At 66.0% G+C, this 22,537-nt stretch carries 21 protein-coding genes; 11 read left to right on the top strand and 10 right to left on the bottom strand.

What is annotated here, in order from left to right:
• Positions 1 to 195 precede the first annotated feature (195 nt).
• A complete protein-coding gene (locus CFB45_RS20540; protein WP_089427116.1) occupies positions 196 to 792 on the bottom strand; it encodes a carboxymuconolactone decarboxylase family protein in 597 nt (198 codons plus the stop codon).
• A 182-nt stretch (positions 793 to 974) separates the two neighbouring features.
• Between CFB45_RS20540 and CFB45_RS20545 the strand changes: the two genes are divergently transcribed.
• From CFB45_RS20545 to CFB45_RS20555, 3 genes are all read left to right on the top strand, one after another.
• Positions 975 to 1,286 (top strand): winged helix-turn-helix transcriptional regulator, encoded by a 312-nt coding sequence (locus CFB45_RS20545; RefSeq protein WP_231937848.1) that lies wholly within the window; start codon positions 975 to 977, stop codon positions 1,284 to 1,286.
• An 83-nt stretch (positions 1,287 to 1,369) separates the two neighbouring features.
• Positions 1,370 to 2,050 carry an HAD family hydrolase gene (locus tag CFB45_RS20550; RefSeq protein ID WP_089429066.1) on the top strand — a complete coding sequence of 227 codons (681 nt, stop codon included), beginning with the start codon at positions 1,370 to 1,372 and terminating at the stop codon, positions 2,048 to 2,050.
• A 236-nt stretch (positions 2,051 to 2,286) separates the two neighbouring features.
• Entirely contained in the window at positions 2,287 to 3,447 is a 1,161-nt protein-coding gene (locus tag CFB45_RS20555; protein ID WP_089427117.1) for an alpha/beta fold hydrolase, read from the top strand.
• Between the two features lie 244 nt (positions 3,448 to 3,691).
• Here CFB45_RS20555 and CFB45_RS20560 read toward each other — a convergent pair whose 3' ends face one another.
• From CFB45_RS20560 to CFB45_RS20570, 3 genes are all read right to left on the bottom strand, one after another.
• The gene (locus CFB45_RS20560; protein ID WP_089427118.1) at positions 3,692 to 4,831 is read right to left on the bottom strand and encodes a patatin-like phospholipase family protein; all 1,140 of its coding nucleotides are present in this window, start codon (positions 4,829 to 4,831) and stop codon (positions 3,692 to 3,694) included.
• A gap of 158 nt (positions 4,832 to 4,989) precedes the next feature.
• Positions 4,990 to 5,322, bottom strand: a complete 333-nt coding sequence (locus tag CFB45_RS20565; protein ID WP_089427119.1) for a cupredoxin domain-containing protein — start codon at positions 5,320 to 5,322, stop codon at positions 4,990 to 4,992.
• A gap of 25 nt (positions 5,323 to 5,347) precedes the next feature.
• Positions 5,348 to 6,292: a metallophosphoesterase family protein gene (locus CFB45_RS20570; protein ID WP_089427120.1), complete on the bottom strand. Its 945-nt coding sequence runs from the start codon at positions 6,290 to 6,292 to the stop codon at positions 5,348 to 5,350.
• Between the two features lie 255 nt (positions 6,293 to 6,547).
• Here CFB45_RS20570 and CFB45_RS20575 point away from each other — a divergent pair, with 255 nt between their 5' ends.
• The 3 genes from CFB45_RS20575 to CFB45_RS20585 all read left to right on the top strand — a co-directional run bounded on the left by CFB45_RS20575 (position 6,548) and on the right by CFB45_RS20585 (position 11,330).
• Entirely contained in the window at positions 6,548 to 8,137 is a 1,590-nt protein-coding gene (locus CFB45_RS20575) for an inorganic phosphate transporter (RefSeq protein ID WP_089427121.1), read from the top strand.
• A gap of 80 nt (positions 8,138 to 8,217) precedes the next feature.
• Complete coding sequence (locus tag CFB45_RS20580) at positions 8,218 to 9,972, top strand: ABC transporter permease (RefSeq protein ID WP_089427122.1); 1,755 nt, start codon at positions 8,218 to 8,220, stop codon at positions 9,970 to 9,972.
• An 11-nt stretch (positions 9,973 to 9,983) separates the two neighbouring features.
• Positions 9,984 to 11,330, top strand: coding sequence for an ABC transporter ATP-binding protein (locus tag CFB45_RS20585; protein WP_089427123.1), 1,347 nt, complete (start codon positions 9,984 to 9,986; stop codon positions 11,328 to 11,330).
• Positions 11,331 to 11,380: 50 nt separating this feature from the next.
• On the opposite strand, the gene CFB45_RS20590 is transcribed toward CFB45_RS20585, so the two are convergent.
• Positions 11,381 to 12,364 carry an ImpA family type VI secretion system protein gene (locus tag CFB45_RS20590; protein WP_089427124.1) on the bottom strand — a complete coding sequence of 328 codons (984 nt, stop codon included), beginning with the start codon at positions 12,362 to 12,364 and terminating at the stop codon, positions 11,381 to 11,383.
• A 9-nt stretch (positions 12,365 to 12,373) separates the two neighbouring features.
• Here CFB45_RS20590 and CFB45_RS38515 point away from each other — a divergent pair, with 9 nt between their 5' ends.
• Positions 12,374 to 13,078, top strand: a complete 705-nt coding sequence (locus CFB45_RS38515) for a hypothetical protein (protein ID WP_144025215.1) — start codon at positions 12,374 to 12,376, stop codon at positions 13,076 to 13,078.
• On the opposite strand, the gene CFB45_RS20595 is transcribed toward CFB45_RS38515, so the two are convergent.
• Positions 13,057 to 13,935 carry a MurR/RpiR family transcriptional regulator gene (locus CFB45_RS20595; RefSeq protein ID WP_089427125.1) on the bottom strand — a complete coding sequence of 293 codons (879 nt, stop codon included), beginning with the start codon at positions 13,933 to 13,935 and terminating at the stop codon, positions 13,057 to 13,059. The two genes, CFB45_RS38515 and CFB45_RS20595, sit on opposite strands and share 22 nt — an antisense overlap.
• 362 nt (positions 13,936 to 14,297) lie before the next feature.
• On the opposite strand from CFB45_RS20595, the gene ggt reads away from it, so the two are divergent.
• Positions 14,298 to 16,049, top strand: coding sequence for a gamma-glutamyltransferase (gene ggt / locus CFB45_RS20600; protein ID WP_089427126.1), 1,752 nt, complete (start codon positions 14,298 to 14,300; stop codon positions 16,047 to 16,049).
• A gap of 234 nt (positions 16,050 to 16,283) precedes the next feature.
• A complete protein-coding gene (locus tag CFB45_RS20605; RefSeq protein WP_089427127.1) occupies positions 16,284 to 17,612 on the top strand; it encodes a dicarboxylate/amino acid:cation symporter in 1,329 nt (442 codons plus the stop codon).
• Between the two features lie 29 nt (positions 17,613 to 17,641).
• Here the strand turns inward: CFB45_RS20605 and CFB45_RS20610 are convergent, their stop codons facing one another.
• Positions 17,642 to 18,040: a DUF3331 domain-containing protein gene (locus CFB45_RS20610; protein WP_089427128.1), complete on the bottom strand. Its 399-nt coding sequence runs from the start codon at positions 18,038 to 18,040 to the stop codon at positions 17,642 to 17,644.
• Positions 18,041 to 18,084: 44 nt separating this feature from the next.
• The gene (locus CFB45_RS20615; RefSeq protein ID WP_089427129.1) at positions 18,085 to 19,377 is read right to left on the bottom strand and encodes an NAD(P)/FAD-dependent oxidoreductase; all 1,293 of its coding nucleotides are present in this window, start codon (positions 19,375 to 19,377) and stop codon (positions 18,085 to 18,087) included.
• 149 nt (positions 19,378 to 19,526) lie between these two features.
• On the opposite strand from CFB45_RS20615, the gene CFB45_RS20620 reads away from it, so the two are divergent.
• Positions 19,527 to 20,180, top strand: a complete 654-nt coding sequence (locus CFB45_RS20620; RefSeq protein WP_089427130.1) for a TetR/AcrR family transcriptional regulator — start codon at positions 19,527 to 19,529, stop codon at positions 20,178 to 20,180.
• A gap of 22 nt (positions 20,181 to 20,202) precedes the next feature.
• Here the strand turns inward: CFB45_RS20620 and CFB45_RS20625 are convergent, their stop codons facing one another.
• A complete protein-coding gene (locus CFB45_RS20625) occupies positions 20,203 to 21,114 on the bottom strand; it encodes a LysR family transcriptional regulator (RefSeq protein ID WP_089427131.1) in 912 nt (303 codons plus the stop codon).
• 108 nt (positions 21,115 to 21,222) lie between these two features.
• Between CFB45_RS20625 and CFB45_RS20630 the strand changes: the two genes are divergently transcribed.
• Complete coding sequence (locus CFB45_RS20630) at positions 21,223 to 21,984, top strand: SDR family NAD(P)-dependent oxidoreductase (RefSeq protein ID WP_089427132.1); 762 nt, start codon at positions 21,223 to 21,225, stop codon at positions 21,982 to 21,984.
• Between the two features lie 58 nt (positions 21,985 to 22,042).
• Here the strand turns inward: CFB45_RS20630 and soxR are convergent, their stop codons facing one another.
• Positions 22,043 to 22,522 carry a redox-sensitive transcriptional activator SoxR gene (gene soxR, locus CFB45_RS20635; RefSeq protein ID WP_089427133.1) on the bottom strand — a complete coding sequence of 160 codons (480 nt, stop codon included), beginning with the start codon at positions 22,520 to 22,522 and terminating at the stop codon, positions 22,043 to 22,045.
• Positions 22,523 to 22,537 lie beyond the last annotated feature (15 nt).

The raw sequence follows: 22,537 nt of genomic DNA on the forward strand, positions 1-22,537 counted from the left end.
GGATCGTTGTGACCCTCGAGGGTGCAGGGCGGGTCGTTCCGCAACGGCGCGATCCGGCCCTCAGTCGGACAGTCCGAAGATCTAGTACCGTCCTGCGTCGCATCGACATGCGCGACAGAATCCAGCACGCGTATCACGGGCGGATGGCCATACACCCGCTCGACCATCGCCTTGTATTCGTCGCCATGCCAGAAATCACGGTCGATCCTCCGTCGGCAAATCAGGGGAATGAACTTCACATGCCGACGTACGAGACGGAAACCGTGTCGCATGCGCTTCAAGCGGCAGGCGCAGTGCATTCGCGAGATAACTGACCGTCCGATAGAAGCCCGCCAGCATCAGCAGCTCGAGCCGTGCCTCGTCACTGAAATGCCGGCACAGCGTGTGCCACAGGTCATCGTCGATATCGCAGTGCCGATGCAGCGCATCGCACATCCGGATCAGCACCCGGTCGTCGTCGTTCCAGCATGTGTCGTCAGCCGAGCCGCAAGCCAACGACCGGATTTGCTCGCTGCTCAGCTTCGCCGTCCGGGCGAACACGGCGACATGCACGCCCCATTCGTATTCGCACCCGCAAAGCGCGGTAGTGCGGTCGATGACGATCTCGCGTTGCCGGATGTCGAGATGGCCCTTGTCCAGCAGGCCGGCGGCAAAGAATTTCGTGAACAGGCGCGGATCGCGCGCGAGCGTGGTGAAGAGTCGCAACGGTGGGTGGCCCTGCATGATCCGGTCGATCGAAGCCGCGATGTCGGGTTCGAACGGCGGTGATGCGGATGCAATACGCTGAGTCATGTGAGCCCCGTGCCCGAGACGATGCATGCGTGGAAGCGTAGGCGTCGTGCTTTAAAAAGTAAAGCAGAACCGAGGCGCGATTCAAGCGATTGACTCTGCCTGGCGTTTGCTTTAAAAAGTACAGCATGACCACACCAAAAATCGGACAGCGCGTTCGCGGATCGAAGACGGGACGACCCATCATGGTCGTGCTGGATCTGCTTGGGCGGCGGACTACGCTGCGCATCCTGTGGGAACTGCGCGGCGAGCCGCTCACATTCCGCGCACTGCAGGAAGCCTGCGAAACGAATGCGCGCCTGCTCAATACGCGGCTGGCCGAGCTCAAGGCATCGGGCCTCGTCGAGCATGGCGAGGGCGGCTACTGCATGACGGCCGAAGGCCGGCGGCTCGAGGCGGCGCTGCAACCGTTGCTGGGGTGGGCAAAACAATGGGCGAAGCGCGACCCGGACGGGTTCGACGCGGCCGATCGCGAGCAATCCGGTCAGGAACGCTGATCGATCGACACGCGGATGCGCATCGCAACGTCATGCCGGTTCGCGCGTCGCGCGCAAGCCGATTTTTTTCGGAGCGTCCTTTCATGCCTGTTCAGGCCGTCATCTTCGATTTCGATCTGACGCTGGCGGATTCGTCCGCCGCAATCATCGAATGCACGGAATACGCGCTGCATCGGCTGGATGCCGCCGGCGCGACACCGGCGCAGATCGGTGCCGTGATCGGGCTGCCGCTGCACGAAATGTTCCGCTTGCTGACGGGTGAAACCGAGCCGGCGCGGGCCGACGCGTTTGCGCGCCACTTCGTGGCACGCGCCGACGAGATCATGGTGCACGGCACGCGCATCTATCCCGATGTCCCGTCGCTGCTTGCGCGTCTGCGCGAGCAGGGTCTCGCGGTCGCGATCGTGTCGTCGAAGTTCCGCTACCGGATCGAGGCGATTCTTGCGCTGAACGAACTGCAGTCGCTCGTCGACGTGCTGATCGGCGGCGAGGACGTGCAGCGTCACAAGCCTGATCCCGAAGGGCTCGTGCTGGCGCTGGCGCGGCTGGGCGTGCCGGCCCGTTCGGCGATCTACGTGGGTGACCATGCGGTGGATGCGCAGGCGGCCGAGCGTGCCGGCGTGGCGTTCGTCGGCGCGGTGAGCGGGATGACGTCGTTCGATGGATGGGCACGCGCGGGCAAGCAGGCGGTGGCCACGCATATCGGCGAACTGGACGCGATCGTGCAACGGATGCAGCGCGATGCGTCCGAAGCGTCGGGCTGACGCGCCCCGGCCCGTCGATCGTCGGGATGTCGATGACCCTGACGATCCGCTTCCAGGTCAGCTTGATCGACTCGCCGGCGGCTGGTGGGGCCGGTGACGGATGCCGGGAATGGGCGGGCGGCGCGAACGCGGCGCAGAACCGGCCCACTGACGCGCTTCCCGTAACCGTCCGGCAGCGCGCGACGGATTCTGCGACCATCGCCGTTAAAGTCATATCCGCCACTCGATCCGTCGCCATGTCACTCATTTCCGTTGCCTTTGCAAGCATCCGGCGCTCACGCGTATTGCCGGCCGCCCGAACCCTGGCGTTCGCGATTTCGGTCGCGGCAGCCCTCGGCGTCCTGGGCGGCGCGCATCCGGCCGAAGCCGCCACGCCCACCCAGCGCGAACGTCTCGAAGCACCGGTGAAGGCAGTCGCCGACCAGCACTTGACCGTCGACACGCCGCAGGGCAACGCGATGTTGCCCGTCTATGCCGACCATCCCGTCGACAAGGCGGCACCTGACGTCACGCGTGTGTTCATCGTGATTCACGGCACGCTGCGCAACGCCGACGCTTATTACGCATCGGGGCTCAAGGTGGTCGAGAAGGCCGGTGCAGTGGGCCAGGGCACGATGGTCGTCGCGCCGCAATTCCTGACACGCGCCGATACGCGTGCGTTCTCGCTGCCCGCGCCGACGCTCGCCTGGACCCAGGAAGGATGGAAGGGCGGCGAACCGGCCCGCCAGCCAGCCCCGATCAGCTCGTTCGCCGCGCTCGACGCATTGCTCGCGCATTTCGCCGACCGCGGCCTGTATCCCGCGTTGTCGACGGTCGTCGTGATTGGCCACTCCGCCGGCGCGCAGTTGCTGCAGCGTTACGCGGTGGCCGGGCACGAAGGCGATGCGCTCGCGCGGGCCGGCATCGCGGTGCGCTATGTGGTCGCGAACCCGTCGAGCTACCTGTATTTCGACGACGAACGGCCGGACGGCCAGCCGATCGCAGGCGGAACCTGCCCGAGCGCGACCGAATGGAAATACGGGCTGAAGTCGGCACCGCCTTATGTTGCGTCGCAGGACGTGCGCGATCTCGAAACGCGCTATGCCGCGCGTCATGTCGTGTACCTGCTCGGCCAGGCCGACACGAACCCTTACACCCACTTCATCGACCGCTCATGCGCGGCCATGGCGCAAGGCCCGTACCGGCTCGCACGCGGGCTCGCGTATTTCGACTATCTGAAGAAACGGCATCCTGACGATCTCGCGCAACAGGTCGTCGAAGTGCCGGGCGTCGGGCATGACGGCCTCGGCATGTTCACGTCCGCTTGTGGGCTGGCCGTGCTGTTCGGGCAAGCGTTGCCGCAATCGTGTCCGGTCGTTGCCGGCACGGCGCCGGACATGCGCTCGGCAGCGCAGTGAGCGTGCGTGCGAGGTCCGCGCACGGCGAAAATCGATCGGTCAGAGACATGCAGGCTCGCGGTTCAGGATGACGGCGGTGCCGGGCGCGCTCCCCATGAACATCACGATCCTCGATGACTATTTCGACACGCTGCGCGGGACGGTGTGCTGATGGTCGAGGTGAACGCAGCCGGACGGGCCCGGCTTCAGGCTGGTCGCGCGCGATCGAGCCGAAGCGCTCGGCGCGCGATAGCGGCGCCGCGTATCACGCCGGATCTTCCGTGATCGGCGGCCCGCTGGCGTCGAATACCGTCAGCCCTTCCGTCGGGTCCGTCGGTGTCTCCCACGGACGCGCCGCGATGGCCCGTTGTGCGGCCTCGTAGCCGGCCTGTCGGCGGGCCTCGATGCCGGCCGGCGTGAAATCGATGTCCTTGAACTGATTGTCGTCGGCGAGTCGCGGCGCCGCGAGCTTGATCAGATGCATCGTGGTTTCGCATCCCCACGCGGCGAGCCGGCGCACGGCCGGCGACGCGCGCTCGGCTTCCGGCACGTGCCGGGCCAGCTCGCGGATCACGTGGCGCAGCCGGTGGATCTGCTGCTGGCGCGCGATGTGGCTGTCGGTGCGGCTCGCGTACTGGATGTCCTTCTGCCGCTCCGACACCTGCCAGATGCTCTGGGGCTCGGGGCCGGCCGGGTTCCACATCTGGACCGAGAAGATGATCGAGCTGCGGCGCGGATTGTCGTCGAGCACGACCTCGACCGGCGTGTTCGAATACACGCCACCATCCCAGTACGGCTCGCCGTCGATCCTGATCGCCGGGAACGCGGGCGGCAGCGCGCCGGAACTCATGATGTGCTCGAGCGACAGTCGCGTATCGCGGGAATCGAAATAGCGCATCGTGCCCGAGCACGCATTGACCGCGCTGACGGTCAGGCGCGGGTGGCCGGCGTTCAGCAGCTCGGGATCGATCAGCGACGCAAGGGTGTCGCGCAGCGGCGCGATCCGGTAATACGACGCGCGATCGACGCCGAGGCGGACCATCGGCCCGAGCCACGAGGCCGGATTGGGCTGGAAGAATCCCGCGATGCCGCCGCCGATGATCATCAGCTCGGCCAGCGTCCGGTTCCAGCCGGGCAGCAGCGGCCCAGTGTCGAAACGGGTCCGTTCGGTCACGCGGCGCCAGAATGCCGACAGCTTCTCGTAACGCTGCGCTGGCGGGTTCCCGGCGATCAGCGCCGCGTTGATCGCGCCGATCGACGTCCCGACCACCCAGTCGGGCCGGATACCGGCTTCGTCCATCGCCTGAAAGACGCCGAGCTGGAATGCGCCCAGTGCGCCGCCGCCCTGGAGCACGAGCACCACTTGCCCGGGGAGATCCATGCGTGCCGGCTGGCTCGCGGTCATGGCTGGCCTCGCTGCGTGTGATAGTGGGTCGGGTACGAACGGTTCGATTCAGTTTAGGCGATCGACGGCGGACGGGCCGCCCGCGGTGCAACGGGCGGCCGCGTTTGATTCGACGTCAGTCGCTTCCGACCCTCAAGCGCGTGTCGTGACGCGCCGCGTCATTCGACCGTGATGGTCTCCTTCATGTACGGGTGAATCCCGCAGAACACCTTGTAGACGCCCGGCTTGTCGAAGCGGAACGCGTACGTCTCGTCCTGGTCGAGCGCCTTCGAATGAAAGATGCCCGCGTCGTTGACGACGGTGTGCGGTTCCCCGTCGAGGTTCTTCCACGTGATCGTCGTGCCGGCCTTGATCGTCGTCGACATCGGCGAAAACATGAAGTTGCGGATCGTCACGAGCGTGCCGTCGGGGCCCTGCGCGAACGCGCTGAGCGGGGCGGTGGCGCACAGGAGCAGCGCCGCGATGAGGCTGGATGGCTTGAAACGGGTCATGTCGGTCTCCCTTGGGTTCAGTGCGTCAGGCCAGCGTCGCATCGCGCAGCGACGACGCGACCGGATGGCCCGCGAATTCGACGGTCGTCACGCCGAGCATCGACGGCAGCCGGTCGCGCGGCACGGTGAGCGGCACGGGGCCCGGGCCGTTGCCGGCCGTCGGCTGCGGGAACGCGGTGGAGCGCGCGGTGTGGAACGTCACGTTGCCCTCGACCTTCGACACGATCTGGTGGATGTGCCCGTTCAACACGGTGACCGAACCGAAGCGGCGCAGCAGCGCCATCGTCTGCGGCGCGTCGCCGGTGCCCCAGCCCCACGGCTCGTAGATGGTCCACATCGGCATGTGCGAGAACACGACGATCGGCGTGCTCGACGAGCGGCCCTTGAGATCCTGCGCGAGCCACGCGAGCTGGTCGTCGCCGAAGCTGCCGAGCCCGTTCGGCTTGAAGTGCATCACGTTGACGAGGCCGATGAAGTGCACGCCCGCGTGGTCGAAGCTGTAATAGCCGCGGTTGTCCGACGCCTTGCCGAACCGGCCGAAATATTCGGCGCCCGAACCGTCGGTGACGTCGTGCTCGCCGGGCACCGTATGCAGTTCCGGCACGCGCAACGCGGCGAGCAGTTGCGACGCGTGGTCGAACTCCTCGGGCTTGGACAGGTGCGTGATGTCGCCGGTATGGATGGCCAGCGCGGGCATCGCCGGCATGCCGTTGACGAGCTCGATCGTCTGCTTCAGCGTGGCCGATACGTCGGGGTTCGCGTCCTTGTTGAAGCCGATGTGCGTGTCGCTGATCTGCACGAACAGCGGGCGGCCCGCGTTGGCGGGGAGCGCGTCGCCGGTCTGCGCGAGCGCGAGGTCGAACGGCGTCAGGACGCCGCCCGACAGCGTAAACAGCGTGCCGAGGCCGCCGAAGGCCATGCACTGCAGGGCCTTGCGGCGCGACGGGTTGGTGGGGGTCGATGAAGACATGTGAGCCTCGCATTCGTGTGACGAAACCGGACGGCCGGATCGTCCTGGAATAAGCCGGCGCCTTCGCGTGCCATACCGGCGCAGCGGCGAATTTATTCCCGCCAGTTACAAGGTCGAACGCCCGTGTTTGCGGCTTGCGCGGCGATCCGGGATGCCTGTCGGATGACCTGTCAATGTCCTGTAAGTGACACGTCACATTTGCGTCACGACCGATCGATAGCCTGCCACTCCGAGTCACCTCTCCGGAGCCCCTTCATGCCGAATCTCGCGGCAACGGAAACCAGTGGTGCGGTCAGCACCCGCACGCGCATCGTCAGCCTCGCGCTGTTCTTTCTGATCATTGCCTGCGGCATCGTCTACGTCGGTATCCACCTGAGTGCCGACCTCAGTCCCGTCAAGGAAAGCTCGGTCCTCCCGTTCCTGCTGCTGATCGTCGCGCTGCTGATCGCGCTCGGCTTCGAATTCGTGAACGGCTTCCACGACACCGCGAACGCGGTCGCGACCGTCATCTATACGCACTCGCTCGACCCGCACCTCGCCGTCGTGTGGTCCGGCCTCTGGAACCTGTTCGGCGTGCTCGTGTCGAGCGGCGCCGTCGCGTTCGGGATCCTGCAGTTGCTGCCGGTCGAGCTGATCCTGCAGGTGGGCAGCGGCTCGGGCTTCGCGATGGTGTTCTCGCTGCTGATCGCGGCCGTCACGTGGAACCTCGCGACCTGGTATTTCGGGTTGCCGTCGTCGAGTTCGCACACGCTCGTCGGCTCGATCATCGGCGTCGGCCTGATGAACCAGATCGTCAGCGGCCCGTCGGGCACGAGCGGCGTCGACTGGAACCAGGCGCTCGGCGTCGGCAAGGCGCTGCTGTTCTCGCCGCTGATCGGCTTCGTGCTGTCCGCGCTCGTGCTGTTGTTGCTGAAGGCGCTCGTGCGCGTGCCGGCGCTGTACCAGGAGCCGAAGGGCAACAAGCCGCCGCCGTTCTGGATCCGCCTGCTGCTGATCCTCACCTGCACGGGCGTGTCGTTCGCGCACGGCTCGAACGACGGGCAGAAGGGCATGGGGCTGATCATGCTGATCCTGATCGGCGTGATGCCGACCGCGTATGCGCTGAACAAGGCCGTGACGCCCGATCAGACGAGCACGTTCGTCGCGGTGGCGCGCCACGCGTCGACGACGCTCGTCAAATATGCGGACCCGGCTGCCCGGTCGACCGACCCGCGAGCCGATGTCGAGGCCTACGTGCGCACGCACAAGCTGACGCCGGCGACGATTCCCGCACTGGGCAAGCTCACCGACACCATTGCCGACCAGGTCGCGCAGGCCGGCGGCATCTCGAGCGTGCCGCAGAACCTCGTCGACAACGTGCGCAACAACATGTACGTCGCGTCGGAGGCGATCCGGTTGATGGAGAAGGCGAAGGCGCCGGCGTTCTCGGTCGAGGACGCGAGCGCGCTCGAGGCGTTCAAGAAGCAGATGGACCGCGCGACGAAATTCATCCCGACGTGGGTGAAGGTCGCGGTCGCGATCGCGCTCGGCCTCGGCACGATGGTCGGGTGGAAGCGGATCGTCGTGACGGTCGGCGAGAAGATCGGCAAGTCGCATCTCACCTACGGGCAGGGCGCATCGGCCGAGGCCGTCGCGATGCTGACGATCGGGATGGCCGACGCGTACGGGCTGCCGGTGTCGACGACGCACGTGCTCGCGTCGGGCGTGGCCGGCACGATGACGGCCAGCGGCGCGGGCCTGCGCTGGGATACGGTGCGCAACCTCGTGCTCGCGTGGGTGCTGACGCTGCCCGCGTCGATCGCGCTGTCCGCCGCCCTGTACTGGCTGCTGCACGGGCTGTTCTGATTCGCGCCGGGGGCGCGACGCCCGGCCGCGCGACACGCGGCTGGACCCATCGATTTTCAATTCAACACAAGACGCTACCGATGGATATCAGTTTCTTCGATCCGAATCGCACCGCCAACGCGTCCGCGTGGCGCGTGCTGCCCAACCGCTGGGACGTGGTCGCGTTTCCGCTGATCATCGGCATACTCGCGATGGCGATCGTCGGCTTCCACCAGACGATGGCGCCGATCGGCGTGCTGCAGACGCAGAAGATCTCGCTCGATCCGTCGAACCTGCCCGAATACGCGTTGCGCACCACGCTGCGGATGCTTGCCGCGATGGTCGCATCGCTCGTGTTCACGCTCGTCTACGGCACGCTCGCCGCGAAAAGCCGCCGCGCGGGCATGGTGCTGATCCCGATCCTCGACATCCTGCAGTCGGTGCCGGTGCTCGGCTATATTTCGTTTACCGTCACGTTCGTCCTCGCGCTGTTTCCGGGCCGCGTGCTCGGTGCGGAGCTGGCTGCGATCTTCGCGATCTTCACGAGCCAGGCGTGGAACATGACGTTCAGCTTCTACCAGTCGCTGCGCACGGTGCCGCGCGACCTGAGCGAAGTGTCGCGCGGCTTTCACCTGACGCCGTGGCAACGCTTCTGGAAGCTCGAGGTGCCGTTCTCGATGCCGGGGCTGATCTGGAACATGATGATGTCGATGTCGGGCGGCTGGTTCTTCGTCGTCGCATCGGAGGCGATCACCGTCGGCAACCAGACCATCACGCTGCCGGGCATCGGCGCGTATCTGGCGCAGGCGATCTCGGACAAGAATCTCGGCGCGGTGGGCTGGGTGATCGTCGCGATGTCGGTCGTGATCCTCGCCTACGACCAGTTCCTGTTCCGCCCGCTGGTCGCGTGGGCCGACAAGTTCCGGATGGAAAACACCGCGTCGGGCGATGCGCCGCAATCCTGGCTGCTCGACATGATGCGCCGCACGCACCTGATCCATCAGCTGCTCGTGCCGGCCGGCTGGCTGCTGTCGCAGGCCGCGCGGATTCCGCTGCGCTTTCCGTCGCTGACAAGCACGCGTACGCGCGGTGCATCGTCGCGTGGCTCGTCGCGCATCGGCGACATCGTGTGGGGCGCGTTCGTGATCCTGCTGACGGCGTACGTCGTGTGGCGTGTCGTCACGTTCGTCGCGACCGGCGTGACGATGGGCGAAGTCGGGCACGTGCTCGTACTCGGTCTCATCACGCTGCTGCGCGTGCTGGTGCTGATCGCGATCGCGTCGGTGATCTGGGTGCCGCTCGGCGTGCTGATCGGGCTGCGCCCCGCGCTGGCCGAGAAGATCCAGCCGCTCGCGCAGTTCCTCGCCGCGTTCCCGGCGAACCTGCTGTTCCCGGTGTTCGTGATCGTGATCGTCCACTTCCACCTGAACGCCGACATCTGGCTGTCGCCGCTGATCGTGCTCGGCACGCAGTGGTACATCCTCTTCAACGTGATCGCCGGCGCGATGTCCTATCCGAACGACTACAAGGAAGCGACGAAGAATTTCCGCATCCGCGGCTGGCAGTGGTGGCGACAGGCGATCCTGCCCGGCATCTTCCCGTACTACGTGACCGGCGCCATCACCGCATCGGGCGGCGCGTGGAACGCGAGCATCGTGTCCGAGTTCGTGCAGTGGGGCGACACGAAGGTCGTGGCTCACGGCCTGGGTTCGTATATCGCGCAGACCACCGCCGCCGGCGATTTTCCGAAGATCATCCTGGGCATCGCCGTGATGTCCCTGTTCGTTACCCTGTTCAACCGTCTGTTGTGGCGTCCGATGTACGCCTATGCGGAATCCCGGCTCCGTCTCGATTGAGAGTAAGCGCGATGCAAAATTCGACCGTTATCAACGCCCCCGCCAAGACGTCCCAGCCGCTGCAGCCGCCGCGCCTCGGTGACGAAATCCTGCGCGTCGAGCACGTGAACCGCGGCTTCAACAAGTCGCAGGGCGAATTGCTCGTGCTCGACGATGCGAACCTGTCGCTGCGCGAAGGCGAGATCGTCGGGCTGCTCGGCCGTTCCGGCTCGGGCAAGTCGACGCTGCTGCGCATCATCGCCGGGCTGATCGAACCGACCGGCGGCGAAGTGACCTATCTCGGCCAGCCGCTGCGCGGCCCGGCCGAAGGCGTTGCGATGGTGTTCCAGACCTTCGCGCTGTTCCCGTGGCTCACCGTGCTGCAGAACGTGGAAGCCGGCCTCGAGGCGCTCGGCGTCGGCGCCCGCGAGCGGCGTGAGCGTGCGCTGGCCGCGATCGACCTGATCGGTCTCGACGGCTTCGAGAACGCATACCCGCGCGAGCTGTCGGGCGGCATGCGCCAGCGCGTGGGCTTTGCGCGCGCGCTCGTCGTCGATCCGACGATCCTGCTGATGGACGAGCCGTTCTCCGCGCTCGACGTGCTGACGGCCGAGACGCTGCGTACGGACCTGCTCGATCTGTGGACACAGGGCCGGATGCCGATCAAGTCGGTGCTGATCGTCACGCACAACATCGAGGAAGCGGTGTTCATGTGCGACCGGATCCTCGTGCTGTCGTCGAACCCGGGCCGTGTGATTGCCGAGATCAAGGTGCCGTTCAAGCATCCGCGCAACCGGCTCGACCCGGCGTTCCGCAAGCTCGTCGACGACATCTACGCGAAGATGACGGCCCGCCAGACCGGCGAGGCGACGAAGAAGGGGCTCGAGCTCGGCAGCTGGCTGCCGCAGGTATCGACCAACCTGATGGCCGGCCTGATCGAGACGCTCGCGATGGCGCCGTACCACGGCCGCGCGGACATGCCGGAAATCGCGCGCACGCTGCATCTGGAAGTCGACGACCTGTTCCCGATCGCCGAAGTGCTGCAGTACCTCGGCTTCGCGGACGTGCGGGAAGGGGACGTGTTCCTCACGCCGCCTGCACGTGTTTTCGCGGAATTTGGCACGCAGGAGCGCAAGCTGATGTTCGCCGATCACCTGCTGAAGCACGTGCCGCTTGCTGCGCGTATTCGGAAGGTGTTGAACGAGCGCCCGGGCCATCGCGCGCCGCGCGTGCGGTTCGAGCAGGAACTGGAGGATTTCCTGTCGGACGAAGCGGCTGAGGAAACGCTCGATGCAGTGATCGACTGGGGGCGTTACGGGGAAGTGTTCTCGTATAACGACAAGACCGAGGTGTTCAGTCTCGAGGATGTCGAGAGCTGATCGTCGAGCACGCATGGCATCCCGTCACGCACGACCGTGACGGGATGCCATCATGAGCCGTCTGCCTCTTCCCACTGAGCGAGAAGCTCCGGCGGAATGGCCCTGACGACATCGACGTAGCGCTTTCCGACGAATTGTTCGGCGCGTTTGAGCAGCACGGGGATGGGGCTGCTCGGTTCGTTGATTTCGAACCACTTGCGTGCCGCGCAGATCAGCGCCAACGCTGCCTGCCGGTCCGTTGGCGCAAGCGGGGCGAGCGCGGCAACGGACGTCGGGGTTGGCACAGCCTCCTCCTCGCCGTCCGGACCTGCCGGCGCTGTGGCCGTTTCGTCGAGCGCCGCCAACACCGGCGTATCGCGTGCCTCGTGTTCGACCGCACGCAAGGAGCCGGATCGGCCATCGACCTGCGGTTCGCTTGCCTGAAAGAGCTTGAGCAGGCGGACCAACGGGGAAAAATCCGGCAGATACGTCTCGAGGTGCGTCGAGCACCACGAATCGATAGCGGAGAGGCTCGAGATCGCGTCGTCGAAGGCCTTCATCGACGACGGCTGCTGTTCCCGCAGGTTCTGCAATTGCAGGGCGACCGAATCGGGCGCGAGCGCGTCGGCGGGACGCGGATGCGCGAACGCGCGCTCGACGTCACGAACCTGCAACCGGGTGGCAGTCGATCGTGTCAATACGATTTCCCGCACATCGGCCAGCAACCCTTCCGGATCCGACAGCGCTTGCAGCGCGTTCATGCGCATCTCCAGCGCGGCATGGCGATCGTTGTCGGCATCGGCCTGTGGATGGACCTGCTCCGGAAAGGCCTGCAACCACGCCGCCAGTAACCGCATGCCTTCCGACAGGCCTGCGACGCCGCCCAGGCGCGTGCGGCAGCGCGTATGCAGCACGGCAACGCGTATGTCCTTCGTGCGCGTCATCAGCCGCCGGCAGTCCCGCTCGGTCTCGCTCCAGTTCAGCGGTTCGGGCGAACCGACGAATGTGCCGTACTGCACATCCTGTCTGGGTGCGGTGCCGGCAAACAGCACCACGAAATCGAGTTGGCGATCGTTTTGATTGCGTTGTTTGTTTTGATGGCCGCTTCAGCCATTGTCATGACGCGCGAGGGAATCAAGGCAGGGGCGTGGTTTCACGTCGATGAGATTGGTCTTTGGTATGGCACTGGAAAGTTATCGGATAGCAACGCGCTGTCTGCGGGAAGACGCATCCACTGGGATGAGATAGTCGGGAAACCGGATGCCGGGTGTGACGTGCGAACCGAATACCAGACATCCAGGTCATTCACGAAGAGCTTCGTGTTCTGGCGCCGCATGGCGACCGGTGAAATCGTCGAGCAACGAATTCCGATGAGGCTCACGTCCAATGCTATGCGATGCATACGGTTCAGGAATCGCGATGCACTGATTGTTGCGATACTACGCGGCCTTGCTGGTCGTGGTTTGCGGTTTGACCTTGATGTATTCGTCGATGCGGGTGTGCATCCTGAAACTTGGAGGCCGATGAAGCGGCCGCGGCGGATGCTGCATTTGCTGTACGCGGCGAGCAGTTTGCTGAGCGCGTGGTTTGTCATGCAATGTGTATTGACATGGCCCGTTTGGGCCACAATTGGCGGGATGGTTGTGGTATTTTCCGCCGCTATTTTCCTAGGATATGCGCTGTGGGTAAGCTGCTATCGTGACTTGACGGGTATCGTTCGCTTTGAAGCTCATGCTTCAACCACCCCTCACTCCGGCAAATCCCGCTGACCGATATCCGGCTCGCTCCCCCCGGAATTCAGAAGCTCGATCTTCTCCATCCGCTGCCTTGCCAGCTCCGGCAGTTGGTTCGTCACACCGATCACGAGCGCTTCGGCGAGCGCGAGCGCCGGGACGTTCGTCTGAAGCATCGCAAACGGCTGCCCGCGGATGCGCAGCACGATCTCCGCGAACTCGCCGATCGGCGAATGCCATTCGTCCGTAATCAGCAGCACGCGTGTGCCAAGTTGGTGAGCGGCTTGCGCGAACCGAATACTGTCCCGTTGATAACGGCGAAAATCGAAAATAACGAGCACGTCACCGGCCCCCATGTCCGCCAGCGCGACCGACGCGAGGTTCACATTCGGTTCGACATATTGAACATGTGGCCGCGCGTAGGCGAGGGTGAACGAAAACAGCGACGCGAGCGGCGCCGTATAACGCCCGCCGCCGCAAAAGACACGCACATCCGGATTCGCCAGCAGCGCCACCGCGGCGCCGAACGCCGCCGCATCGAGCCCTTCGATCGTGGTCGCCAGCGACTCCGACAGCCGCTGGAAAATTGCCGAATGACTGTCGCGCATGCCCGCTGCCGAGTGGAACGCATCCATCCGCGCGAGCGGCGAATTCATTGCCGTGTCGATCTCGCCGTACAGCGCCTGCTGGAATGACGAGTAATTCGGAAAGCCGATCCGGACGACGAAGCGAAACACGGTCGGATCGCTCACTTCCGCCTGTTTGGCAAAGCTCGCAATCGGCCCGAGCCCGAGACTCGGGTAGCGATCCAGCAACGCCTGCGCGACCTTCTGTTCCGACGGCGTGAAGCTATCCATCTGGGATAGCAGCAACGCCCTGATGCTCGTCCCCATCGGGCACTCCAACTCTCGTATCTGAATGACAAACGGCAGACGGGTGTCTGCCGGCGACTCCACGCATGTTAGCCGATCGACGTCAGGCGGGCCGTGCACGCTCCGAAATTAGAGGGACGCATCGCACGGTGGACCGGCTCATTCACCATTGTAATAAAACAAACATTGGCAAATGACCCATTCGGCGGATATTCGTTCGTTGTTCAGTGATAACCCTAGGTTTTGGCGCAAAAAAGCGAGTGCTATGATCGCGGCCTCGCTGGAATGTATTGTTTATTACAAGCGCGATTGACGCGTCGACAACCCCGATGCGGCGTCGCGTTCCGGCATGCCACGGTTTTATTTGTCTGGAGGATCCCGTCATGAGGCGGCTCGTAGTACTCACCCTGTTGTCGGCCATGAGCGTGTGCGCGTTCGCCGCATCGGACCCCGCGGTCGAAGCGAAGAACGGCATGGTCGTTTCGTCGCAGCACTTCGCGTCGCAAATCGGCGTCGACATCCTGAAGGAAGGCGGCAACGCGGTGGACGCCGCGGTGGCGGTCGGTTACGCGCAGGCCGTGACCAATCCGTGCTGCGGCAACATCGGCGGCGGCGGTTTCATGACCGTCCACCTGGCCGACGGCCGTGACCGCTTCATCAATTTCCGCGAAACCGCACCGGCTGCGGCTTCCGCGAACATGTATCTCGATGCGAAGGGCAACGTCATTCCGGACGACAGCCTGTACGGCTATCGTGCGGTGGGCGTGCCGGGCACGGTTGCGGGCCTCGATCTCGCGCAGCGCAAGTACGGCAAGCTGACGCGCAAGCAGGTCATGGCGCCGGCGATCCGCCTCGCGCGCGACGGCTTCGTGCTGACGCGTGGCGATACGGACATCCTCGACACGACGATCGACCGCTTCAAGAAGGATCCGGAAGCGGCCCGCATCTTCCTGCGTCCGGACGGCACGCCGCTGCAGCCGGGCGATCGCCTGGTGCAGAAGGACCTGGCCCGCACGCTCGAGCGTATCGCGGAGCAGGGCCCCGACGCGTTCTATCACGGCGAGATCCCGAAGATCGTCGAGGCGGCGGCCAGGAAGGGTGGCGGCCTGATCACGGCGGCGGATTTCGCGTCGTACCGTGCGCAGGACATGGCGCCGCTGACGTGCACGTATCGCGGCTACGAGTTCGTGTCGGCTCCGCCGCCGAGCTCGGGTGGCGTGACGATGTGCGAGACGCTGAACATCCTCGAAGGGTATGACATGCGCAAGCTTGGCTACCATTCGGCCGCGGCGGTGCACTACATGACCGAAGCGATGCGTCACGCATACGAAGATCGCAACACGCTGCTCGGCGACCCGAACTTCATCGACAACCCGGTCGCGAAGCTGACGAGCAAGGACTACGCGGCGCAGATCCGCAAGAGCATCCATTCGGATACGGCGACGCCGTCGGTCGACGTGCAGCCGGGCGTCGGCGTGCACGAGAAGCCGGAGACGACCCACTATTCGATCATCGACCACGACGGCAACGCGGTGTCGACGACCTATACGGTCAACGGCCGCTTCGGCGCCGTGGTCATCGCGCCGGGCACGGGCTTCTTCCTGAACGACGAGATGGACGACTTCACCGTGAAGGTCGGCGCGCAGAACCTGTTCGGTCTCGTGCAGGGCACGCGCAACTCGATCGCGCCGGGCAAGCGTCCGCTGTCGTCGATGGCGCCGACCATCGTGAAGAAGGACGGCAAGGTGTTCATGGTGGTCGGCTCGCCGGGCGGCTCGCGCATCATCACGATCACGCTGCAGACCGTGCTGAACGTGATCGACTACGGGATGACGCCGCAGGACGCGGTCACCGCGCCGCGCATTCACCACCAGTGGCTGCCCGACGAGGTCTATTACGAAACCTACGGCCTGTCGCCCGACACGCTCGCGATCCTGCGCAACATGGGCTACAAGATGGTCGAGCAGACGCCGTGGGGCGCCGCCGAGCTGATCATGGTCGGCCTGGCGGGCACCGAAGCGGCGAGCCGCCAGAGTTCCGGGAACGATTCGTCCGTGTCCGGGAACGTGCGCGTCGGCTTCATCTACGGCTACAACGATCCGCGCCGTCCGGCCGGTTCGGCAATCGGTTACTGACCTGATCCGGCCTGATCGCTTCATGCTGAATCGCTGCTCCGCAACGGCGTTCGCCTTCGCGCGAATGCCGTTGCGGCGGCAGCACGTCGTTCGCGGAGATCCGCGAGCGCGACCGGCGCCGGCGACCGTGCCCGATACACCGGGCACGACCGGCTCGCCACGCGCGCACCCTGGCACGGCACAGGAATGCGCGCCTTTCATCCGTCAACTTCTTCCCGTGCGTCGAATTCCGATATGAACAAACGAATGTCCGCGGCAGGCTGGATCCTGCTCGCGATGGCGGCCGGCATCCTGATCGGCTACATGATCTATACGCAGCTGCCGGACAAACAGTCGGCGGCGGAAATCGCCGGCTACATCTCGCTGGTGTCCGACGTGTTCCTGCGGCTGATCAAGATGGTGATCGGCCCGCTGGTGTTCTCGACGCTGGTCGTCGGCATCGCGCACATGGGCGACGCGTCGTCGGTGGGCCGCGTGTTCGTGAAGGCGCTCGGCTGGTTCTTCACCGCGTCGCTGATCTCGCTGCTGCTCGGCCTGCTGATGGCGAACCTGCTGCGCCCGGGCGAGAACCTCGGTTTGCCGCTGCCGGATATCGGCGCGTCCGCGCATCTGGCGACGTCCAAGTTCACGCTGAAGGATTTCGTCGGCCACATGGTGCCGAAATCGATCGCCGAGGCGATGGCGAACAACGAGATCCTGCAGATCGTCGTGTTCTCGATGTTCTTCGGCGTGGCGCTCGCGTCGCTCGGCGAACGCGGCAAGATTCTCGTCGCAGCGATCGACCAGCTCGCGCACGTGATGCTGAAGATTACCGGCTACGTGATGAAGCTCGCGCCGCTCGCGGTGCTGGCGGCGATGGCGTCGACCGTCGCGATCAACGGCCTGTCGATCCTGCTGAAGTTCGCGGTGTTCATGGGCGACTTCTACCTGAGCCTGTTCCTGCTGTGGGGCACGCTCGTCGCGGCCGGCCTGCTGTTCCTCGGCCGCCGCGTGTTCAAGCTGCTGGCGCTGATCAAGGAAGCGTTCATGCTGTCGTTCGCGACCGCGAGCTCGGAAGCCGCGTATCCGAAGATCCTCGATGCGCTCGACCGTTTCGGCGTGCGTCGCAAGATCTCGAGCTTCGTGATGCCGATGGGGTATTCGTTCAACCTCGACGGCTCGATGATGTACTGCACGTTCGCGTCGCTGTTCATCGCGCAGGCCTACGGCATTCACCTGTCGCTCGGCACGCAGGTCACGATGCTGCTGATCCTGATGCTCACGTCGAAAGGCATGGCCGGCGTGCCGCGCGCGTCGCTCGTCGTGATCGCCGCGACGCTGCACCAGTTCAACATTCCGGAAGCCGGGCTGCTGCTGATTCTGGGCGTCGATACGTTCCTCGACATGGGCCGTTCGGCCACGAACGCGGTGGGCAACTCGATCGCCAGCGCGGTGGTCGCGAAATGGGAAGGCGAGCTGATGCCGGAAGCAGAAGCCGAAGCGAATGCGGCGCGGCTGGATGCGGAAGCCGAAGCACGCATGAACGAGGCGGTTCGCGATACGGATCGCGTCACCTCTGGCTGAAGCGGGGCCCCGGGTCGAATCCCGGGCTGTCAGGCCGCCTCGGCGGGGCGGGCCGCGTCGAGGCACGCGGCCAGCACCATCGCGGCGGCGTTGCCCGGCGTCGAGCCGAGCAATTGCGGCGCATAGACACTGTCGCCGATCTCGATGGGCTGCCCCGACAGCGCGCACACGCCGCGCTTGCGCGTGGTGAACAGCCGCCACTTCTGATAACCGTAGTGCCCGGTGCATGCGTCGCGCCATGAAATCATCACGGTGTCGGCCGTGGGCCGCTCGAGCACGCTGATGGACGGCTTGCTCGTCGCGTCCCACGACGGCAGCCGGTCGCGCGTGACGCTGCGCCGCCGCGGCGCGCCCCACGAGAGGGACGGCATGTCGAAGCTGCTGATCGCGGCAACGGTCATGAGCCAGGGCGCTAAACGGTTGTTCATGTCGGTTTTCCTCGAAACGTTATGCAACACCGCCACGTGCGGTATCACGACAGGCGGATGCGCGGCTGCACGCAGCCGTTGATCCGTTCGGCGATCCACAGCAGGGTCGCCTTGGAGAAGCCGTGCAGCGCCTGCTGGTGCCGCCGGTAGAGCATCAGGTGGCTGAATTGCGCGAAACGCCCCTGGATGAAGCCGCCGCGAAAGAACCCGAACTGCCCGAGCGTGCCGAACGCGTCGTAGTCGCTGATCGACACGAGCGCGCCGAAATCGTGGAACGCGAACGGCGGAATCGGCGTGCCGTCGAGCCACGCGGGCAGGTGCTTCGCGAGATGCTCGGCCTGCTGCGTCGCGACTTGCGCGGTGGGCGGCAGCGGCCGTTCCTGGCCGTCGGGCAGCAGGCTCGCGCAGTCGCCGATCGCGAACACGTGCTCGTCGCCGGTGGCCTGCAGCGTCGGCCCGACGACGATCTGGTTCGCGCGATTCGTGTCGAGCCCGTCGAGCGCCTGCATGAAATCGGGCGCCTTCACGCCGGCCGCCCACACCATCAGGTCCGCTTCCGCGAACGAACCGTCGCCGTAGTGAAAGCCGTTTGCGTCGGCCGACGTGACGCGGGTGGACGTCAGCACATGAAAGCCGATCTGTTCGAGCCGCCGCTGCGCCGACGCGGAAATCCGCGGCGGAAACGCGGTGAGGATGCGCGGGCCGCTCTCGAGCAGCGTGAGCTGCAGCCGCTCGCGCACCGTCGCGTCACCGTACGCCTGTGCCACTTCCAGCAAGCGGCTCAGCTCCGCCGCGAGTTCCACGCCGGTCGCGCCCGCGCCGACGATCGCGACGCGAAACGGCTCGTCGCGCGCGATGCTGCGAAATACGCGCATCCGCAACGCTTCGTTGAAAGTCTCGGCCTGCTTCTGGCTGTCGATGAAATAGCAGTGCTCGCGCACGCCCGGCACGCCGAAATCATTGGCCTGGCTGCCAAGCGCGAAGATCAGCACGTCGTATTCGAGTTCGCGTGCGTCGAGCACGAGTTCGCCGTCCTGCGAGCGGATCTCGCCGAGCTGCACGCGGCGGCGCGCGCGATCGAGCCCCGTCAGTTCGCCGGGCTGGTATGTGTAACCGTGATCACGTGCATGGGCGAGGAAGATCACCTGCTGCTGCTGCACGTCGCGCGTACCGGCCGCGATCGTGTGCAGCATCGGCTTCCAGATGTGGGTCGGGCTGCGGTCGACGACGGTCACCTGGGCGCGCCCGGACCGGCCGAGGCGCTCGCCCAGGCGGGTGGCGAGCTGCAGGCCGGCGATCCCGCCGCCGACGATGACGATGCGTGTAGGGGTTGTCATGGATAAATCATCACGTGATGAATAAGGTATGATCCTAGCGCTTCCCGGCTTCGCGTGTCAACGGAGCGGGGCAGGTCACCCGGTGTTCGGCGTCGTTCGAGCGGGGCCGGAACACGGGTATTCGAATCATTCAAGGAGAGCAGGAAGACGTGGCTGAAGTCACTGAGCGCGCGCCGGCCAAGCGGCGTATGCGAGGGCGGCCGCTGGCCGGGGCGTCCGTGGGGCCGGACGTGATATTGCGGGCCGCGCGCCGCACGTTCGCGAAGCGTGGCTACGATGCCACGAGCGTGCGCGAAGTCGCGCGCGAGCTGGGTGTCGATGCGGCGCTGATCGCGCACCATTTCGGGACGAAGGAAACGTTGTGGCTGGCGGTCGTCGAGCAGATCGCCGAGCTGGCCGAGCCGATGTTCGACGCGCTGCGCGCGTTGCGCACGTCGCCGCTGCCGCAACGCGACCGTGTACGGCGCGCGATCGAGCTGTGTGTCGACCACGAGTTCGACGAGCCCGACCTGGGCATGTTCTTCTCGACGGCGGCGACCGAAGTGGGCGCGCGGCTCGACCGGCTGCAGGCGCGGCTCGTGCGCCCGTATTACGACGTGATGTTTCCGCTGCTGTCGGAGGCGGTAGAGGCCGGTGTGATCCGCCCGGTCGATCCGGCGGTGCTGTTCTTCATGATCGCGAGCGCGATCGGCACGACTGTGTCATACAGTCACATGATGCTGGAGTACACGTCGCTGCCCACGCGGCAGGACGCGTTCCGGCAGGCCGTGGTGGACATTGCGTTCAACGTCGTCGGCGGCTGAGCGCCGCGCGTGACGTGCGCGGTCACGCCGCCAGCACCCACCCCAGTTCGCGCACCGCGCTTCGCGCGGTCTCGCGCAACGCATCGACGAGCGGCGAGGGCGTCCGGTACGCGATCGCCAGCTCGTATGCGAGCGGGCTTCCCGCACCCGTCAGTTCGCAGAACGTGATGCCTGGCGGTTGCATCGGCACGAACAGGCGCGGCATCAGCGCGACGCCGATGCCGCCCGCGACGAGCCCGGCCGTCGTCTGCATCTGGCGCGGCTGCTGGACGATGCGCGGCGCGAAGCCGGCCTGCGCGCATGCGGTCACGATCAGCGCGTGCATGCCGGGCCCGTGGTGCGCGGCAAACATGACCCACGGTTCGTCAGCCAGTTCGGCAAGCGCAATGCGCCGGCGGTGTGCGAGCCGGTGACCGTCGGGCAGCGCGGCGACCATCCGGTCGCGCAGCAGCGGCTCGACGCGCACGTCGCCCGCATCGGCTACCGGCAGCACGACGAGGCCGACGTCCGTGCGGTCCTGGCGCAGCGCGAGCACCTGCTCGGCGGTCGTGCCTTCCTCGAGCTGGAAATCGACGTCCGGATGGCGCTCCTGGAACGCGCGGAGGATCAGCGGCAGCAGCGCGTTGACCGTGCTGTCGACGAAACGCAACCGTAGCGTGCCGCCGAGGCCGGCGCCCGCGCGGCGGGCCACGGCCACCGCGCGCTCGGCCTGTTCGAGCGCGCGCCGTGCTTCGAGCAGGAACGCGTCGCCGGCCGGCGTGAGCGCCGTGCCGCGGTTGTCGCGCTCGAACAGCACGACGCCCAGCTCGTCCTCGAGCTTGCGGATCGCCGCGCTGAGCGGCGGTTGCGCCATGTGCAGCCGCTCGGCCGCACGCCGGAAACTGAGCGTCTCGGCGACCGCGATGAATTGCCTGAACTGGCGTAGATCGATCATGCGATACCTTTTGCGTATCAGTGGATCATCGAATTCGTATTTTACCTATCACACTGTGCTGCCCAGAATGGCCTTGTCATCAACGGTCGACATTCGGGAGGGCAGGTCATGACAGGGATCGAACAGCAGCGAACGGCAATCGTCACGGGCGGGTCGAGCGGGATCGGCTTCGCAATCGCGCGCCGGCTGGTGGAGGACGGGTATCGGGTCGCGATCGTCGGGCGCGACGCGGCGCGGCTGGAAGCGGCAGTTGCGCGTCTCGGCGGCATGGCGATCGGGCGGGCGGCCGATCTGAGCGTGCGGTGCGAAGCGGAGGCGGCGGTTGCCGCGATCGTCGCGCAGTGCCGTTGCATCGACGTACTGGTCAACAACGCGGGGGCGACCGGCCGCGTCGGCGCGGATACGGAGGCAGGCGAGGCCGAGCGCGTGTGGGACGCCGTGCTCGACGCGAACCTGAAAAGCCTGTTCGTGACGACCATGGCTGTGCTGCCGCACCTGGCCGAGCGCGCCGCGAGGATCGTCAACATCGGTTCGATCGCGGCGCGCGCCGGCAGCCTGCTGCCGGGTGGCCTGGCGTACGCGGCGGCGAAGGCCGGCGTCGAAGGGTTCACCGTCGCGCTCGCGCGCGAACTCGGGCCGCGCGGCGCCACGGTCAATACGGTCGCGCCCGGCTATATCGCCGACACGCGCTTCTTCGGCGAAAGCGGCGTCGCGCCGGCCATTGCGGCGACGATCCGCGAACAGACGCCGGCCGGCCGCGCCGGGCATCCGGACGATATCGCGGACGCGGTTGCGTGGCTCGCCGGGCCGCGTGCGTCGTTCGTCACCGGTGCGACGATCGCGGTGAACGGCGGCTGGCGGGTCGGGTGACGCAATCTACCCAGGTGGCCGGATGCGGCGGCATCGCGCGCCACATCCGGCCCGCCGGTCATGCGATATCCGTGGGCGGCTTGTCGCCGAGCCAGCGCCGCGCGCCGGGCCCGTTGCGGCCCGCGCGATCCTCCGGGTTCGTCAGCTTGCAGCGCTTCAGCGACAGGCAGCCGCAGCCGATGCATTCGTCGAGGTTGATGTACAGGCGCTGCAACTCCTCGATCCGGCTCGCGACGCGCTGCTTCCAGCCGCGCGACAGCCGCTGCCAGTCCTTGTTGCTCGGCGCGGTGTCCTCGGGGAGGCTGACGAGCTGCTCGGCGATCTCGTCGAGCGAATAGCCGATCTTCTGCGCGAACACGATGAACGCGATCAGCCGCAGCACCGCGCGCGAATAGTGGCGATGGCTCGAGCCGTTGCGATGCGACTTGATGAGCCCGCGCGTCTCGTAGAACCGTAGTGTCGACGCCGGCACGCCGCTGCGCGCGGCCACTTCGCGGATCGACATCAGCGGCCATTGCGGTGTTTCCTGGATACCCATGTTGCCCCTCCGGGA

Source organism: Burkholderia sp. HI2500, from assembly GCF_002223055.1.
Classification (GTDB): domain Bacteria; phylum Pseudomonadota; class Gammaproteobacteria; order Burkholderiales; family Burkholderiaceae; genus Burkholderia.